Below are 4,777 nucleotides of genomic sequence, written 5' to 3'. Positions count from 1 at the left end.
ACTGGACTGTAGTTCGGCGATTTTTCCGCTGAGTCGTTCTGGGTCGAGTTCTTCTGTCGATGGGACGATCTTGATGAATTCTTCCGGACTGTACGGCCCATCGGTCATGTGGAATCCTAGTTCAAGCGACATGGTTTGTGTGGGGGTGTGGGGGGTGTGAGGCTGTGAAAGCGGTTACTCAGATTGGTCTGAGTCGTCAAGGGGATCGGCAAGTGCCCACGAGTCTGGATCATCGCCAACTTCGCGGTCCTCGCCGTTGTCTTCCGCTTGATCACTTGCCTGCTGTTCTGCGAGCCGCTGTTCCTCGAAGTTCACAATGCCGCTGCGAAGCGACTGGGGGAGTTGCGAGAGTGTTGTGAGGAGTTTCTGCGAGATGGAGCGGTACACGGCTTCTTCTGCCGGTGCCCCTTCCTCGATCTCTTCAAGGATACGGTAGATTTCGTCGTCACTGAGAACGTCGAGGGCAGCCAGTTTCCCGACATCTCCACTGGCCCAGTCTGAGAGGGCGTCAGTATCCTGGATTGATGAGGTGCCGGTGAGTTGGTTGTATTTCAGCCGCAGGAGTTCCTCGCGAATATTCTGGACGAGTTCCGAATCTCTGGCTGCATCCCGGCCGGGCAGGTCGCTGATCTCGTCTTCGACCCGGTCGAAGTCCACGACGGCGTGTTCGGTCTGTGTGGTCCGGATGTTGATCGGGAACGGCTGCTTGTTGATCGTCATGAGCGCTTGGGAGTATTTCCCCGATTTCCCGGTCCGAGCGTTTTCGATGAACCGGACCATCCGGTCGTTCAGATCGAAGTGGTCCTGGTATTCGGCGACCTCGTCCGTCCGGAGGAAGACCTTGATGAAGGTGTTGTTCAGGATCGGCTGGGACTGTGAGCCGCCGTCGTCCATCCCGCCGAAGAAGTCTGAGACCTCCTGGGTGAGGAACCGCAGTGACATATCATAGTGTCGCGCGTGACGCACGCGCGTTTTGAGATAGTCCATCGAGGTCTCATCACTCATGAGGTAGTGAGCCTCGTCGATGACCATGATGACGTTGTCGGGGACCTCTTTCGCGCGTTCGTAGACCAGCGAGAACAGAATCTGCAGCATGAGGCTCCCGCCAGAGGTGTTCGTCGATTCCTGCTGCTTGAGGTCTAGGTAGTAGACGTCGTCGTCGCGAAGGTCGAACTCCGTCTCGCGTGTGAGGTTTTCGTACTGACCGTCGACCCATGGCCGGAAGATTTTGAGCAGCCAACTGGCGCTCCCTCGGATGTGATCAAGCATCTCCTGTCGCTTTGAGTCGTCGGCGTCCGATGGCAGCTCGAAGACCCGGTAGTCTTCCGGGCTGTTCTGCATATCTTGGAGGATGTCGAACACATCCGTCATCGTCGGACTCTCTTCGTCGTGGGTGTTCACATCGCGGGTGATGCCTTTTTCCGCGTAGGCTTGCTTGACGGCGGAGTTGAGAACCGGCCGCCGATCTCCGAGCGGAGTCCCCTGCTCGTTCGCATAGGCTTCGAGGTAGCCCATCACTTCCTTGATCTTGGTTGAGAGTGGGTCATCGCCCGACGTCGCCTCGGCGGCCATCCGTCCCTCGGGCTGCCGGATTTCGAGTGGGTTGAGTCCTTTCGACCCACCAACTTCGATTCGAGTGCCGCCGAGTGCAGAAGCGATTCCGTCGAACCCGCTCATCGGGTCGACGATAATGAGCATCGTGTCTTCACTGGCGGCCTTGTCACGCAGGTTCCATGCTTTCTGCGAGTAGGACTTCCCAGCCCCGGAGTCGCCGATAACGACCCAGTTGTAGTTCGTTTCGCTCTCGAAAGTATCTTTGATGACTGGCGTCCCGTTGTAGGTGTGGGTCCCCAGGAGAACGCCGGAGTCTTCCATCAGCTTTGACTCGTTCGCGGAAGACAGAATTGACCCGACGCCAGCATCGGTAACGATCCGTCGCACGTCCATTGGGGCCTCGTATTTGAGTTGGTTGTAAGCGATTGGGGCCGTTGCTTCAAGCGCCCGGACTTGCATACCGTGGACTGGCTCAAGCTGAACGTTTGCGGTGTCCTGAGCTTCTGAGACAAGCTGGTCGGACTTCGTCTCGAGATCGTCTTTTGTGTCGGCAGTGACAGAGAAGTATCCCGAAACGTAGAACGGTTCAGCGCCGTCGTTGAGCACGTTTCGGAAGTCACTCGTCCGGTTGGCCTTTTCCATCGTGTCACCAACACGGAACTGCTCACCGCCGCCGGCCTGTTGCTCGGACGTGATGCTTGCGTCTGCTTGAAGCGATTCGACACGATCTTCGGCGTCACTGATCGCGCGCTGCCGATCGATCGGCTCAAAGTGGAATGAGGCATCGAAGTTCAGGTCAGGGCGACGGAACATCTGGCCGAAGATACCATCCTGCAGCTGATCGGGCCAGTGTGCCACATAGAATGTCTGCCGATAGACACTCCCCGCTTTCAAGTAGCTGTAAGCCCGCCGGATCGGCGGGGGAGCAACTGTTTCCTTGTGTCGCGTCACCGTCTCTTTGAATAGTTCGTCAATTGTGTCGCTGCCAACATCGTCTGGGATCTCGTCTTCCGGAATGTCCCAGTCGTCGTCATCATCGTCTCCGTCCGACTCGTTACCGCCGTCATTGTCGCCCTCATCTGCGCCTTCGATAAGGGGACCGTCCGGCTGGTCGTCGTCGATCGTATCCTCAAGACCGTCATCTCCCGACCGTCCAAACAAGAGGACCAGGATGATCAGGAACACAGCAAATGCTGCCAGCCCGTAGAAAATGAGCCCATTCAGTGGCACTTCACACTGGGCGGCAGTACACGCGTCAGATGTCGATGGAAGCCAATTAAACAGCCAGTTCCACTGCTTACGCGGGATTTTGATCCCGCCGACTAATAGAACCGCGACCGTTAGAATCGGCCCAATACCTGATGCGAATGCTGGTGTGTCTCTCTGCGGTGTGGCACCTCTCTGGCCGAGATGGGACTGGACCCACCGAGAACACGAACCCGGAGTCGGAAGCAGCCCTGAGTCCCCGTTCATTTTGCCACCTCCACTTCGTCGGGGACATTCCCTTCATCCCGCGTCGACATTGGCCGCTGGCCGAGGTGTTTCTCAGCATCAGCGTATTCGGGACTTTCGCCCTGCCAGAACTTCTGCGTCTGGAGATACCACTCTTCGATCGTCAGCTCTTCACTGTCCCAGCCCTGCGTCTTCGCAACAAGGGATTGCTGGATCGTCTGGAGTCTATCCTGGAGTTCATCGTACTTGGCTTTCTTGTTAGTACTTGTCGTGCTTGTATCAGAGGCGTTCATGAATACACGGACAAAGCTCCCGACCACCGGCGCTTTCGAGAGTTGCGAGAGGGGGGATTCGCTGGTACTACTCGTGTTTGAGAGAACGTCTGACGACGAAACCGACGTGAAAATGTAATAGGATTTCATCCCTTTTCCACCGCCATTGATGATACGCGGGTGGTTGCGAATCTGGTCGTCGACGATTGCTTGCATCGTCTCCTGAGATTGGATGTCAGCATCGGTTCGGCGGTCTTCGAGGTTCTCGATATAATCGTCGAGTGGGTACTCGTTGGTGGTGACGTACAGCTGGAACTCGAAGGTGGCACTGTTCCGTGCGAATTGGGTCACTTGATTGGCTAACTGGGTGAACCGCTGTCCCTCGTTGAACGTTACTGGTCCTGGATCGATCCTGACACCGCCAACTAACTGCCCATCAGTCCGTTCAATGATGCTATCTTCTGGGTAGAGTTTCTCAATCTGCGAATATTCGCGGGTATCCTCGTCCGTCTCAATCGCGCGCTTGAGAGAGTTATCAGCTTCAACTGCGGCATCGACTGTTGAATGAGTCTCTTTCGGCGCTTTGACGTAATATACGATCCCGCGAATCCACTCCGGGCCTGTGAGGTGACTAGGGGCTGCGATCAGGACGGCGACGCCGGCGAGCCCAAACAGCACTGCAAGCGCAAGTCCCGCAAGCCCAAACTCGAACGCCTGAGCGATCAAGAATCCAGCCATCATCGGCACGATGACGACGTAGAGATTCTCTCGCTCGACGTCGATCAGTGAAAGTTTTGTTGGCTGGTCGAGCGTTTCGATGACGTACTTGTCCGGTCGTGACGTGGCGCGTGACATTGTTCTGTGGTGGATTTACTGAGGCGGATCGGATCTCTTTTAGTCAGCTGTGGTACGGCTCCTTGACAGGCTCTTATGGGCGATGTGTGGGTGTCAGGGAGGGGGATGGCACTGTTCGAAAACTAGCATCCCAAAGTCTGTGTACTGGGGCACGACGCCACTATCTGCTGTTCCTTTCGGTGGACTGAGACGTGCCTGACATGGCTGTGATCCAATCGCGCTCCCTGCTGTTCTCCCCCTCCCCCGTGACCTCCGGTTGCTGATTGGGAGTCTTTTCTTGCTCATTCTGACCCTCCAGACCCGCTTTCTTCGGATTCACTGTCTCCGCTTTCCACTGAGTCATCTGGACCCTCCATCTGCTCTCGTGTCCGGTCAGGGTCTATTGGATCTATGTCGAGATGATCTGGGTCATCTGCAGGGTCATCACTATTCACCGAGTCATCTGGACCCTCCATCTGCCTTCGCGACCGGTCGGGATCTGTCGGATCTATATCGAGCTGATCAGGGTCAGTTGCTGCTGTATCTTCACTGCCCGACGCTTCGGTATCCCCGAATATATCGGTCGTGAGGTAATCTGCGTCCTTTCCTCTGGTATCTTGACTGTCTAATGCTTCTCCGGTATCTTGACTGTCTAATGCTTCTCC

2 protein-coding genes and 1 pseudogene are annotated in these 4,777 nt (G+C 56.1%); all 3 read right to left on the bottom strand.

What is annotated here, in order from left to right; all coding sequences use genetic code 11:
• Positions 1-174 precede the first annotated feature (174 nt).
• On the bottom strand, positions 175-2,739 hold the full coding sequence (locus BMX17_RS24540; protein WP_092665187.1) for a VirB4 family type IV secretion system protein: 2,565 nt from the start codon (positions 2,737-2,739) through the stop codon (positions 175-177).
• A gap of 284 nt (positions 2,740-3,023) precedes the next feature.
• Complete coding sequence (locus BMX17_RS24535) at positions 3,024-4,133, bottom strand: TraC-like domain-containing protein (protein ID WP_092665184.1); 1,110 nt, start codon at positions 4,131-4,133, stop codon at positions 3,024-3,026.
• 281 nt (positions 4,134-4,414) lie between these two features.
• Positions 4,415-4,777, bottom strand: a pseudogene (locus BMX17_RS26565) (hypothetical protein); the annotation flags it as partial.

The organism is Halorientalis persicus (genome assembly GCF_900110215.1).
Taxonomy (GTDB): domain Archaea; phylum Halobacteriota; class Halobacteria; order Halobacteriales; family Haloarculaceae; genus Halorientalis; species Halorientalis persica.
The sequence above is the reverse complement of the archived record's forward strand: the minus strand, read 5'-3'. Positions and strand labels throughout refer to the sequence as shown.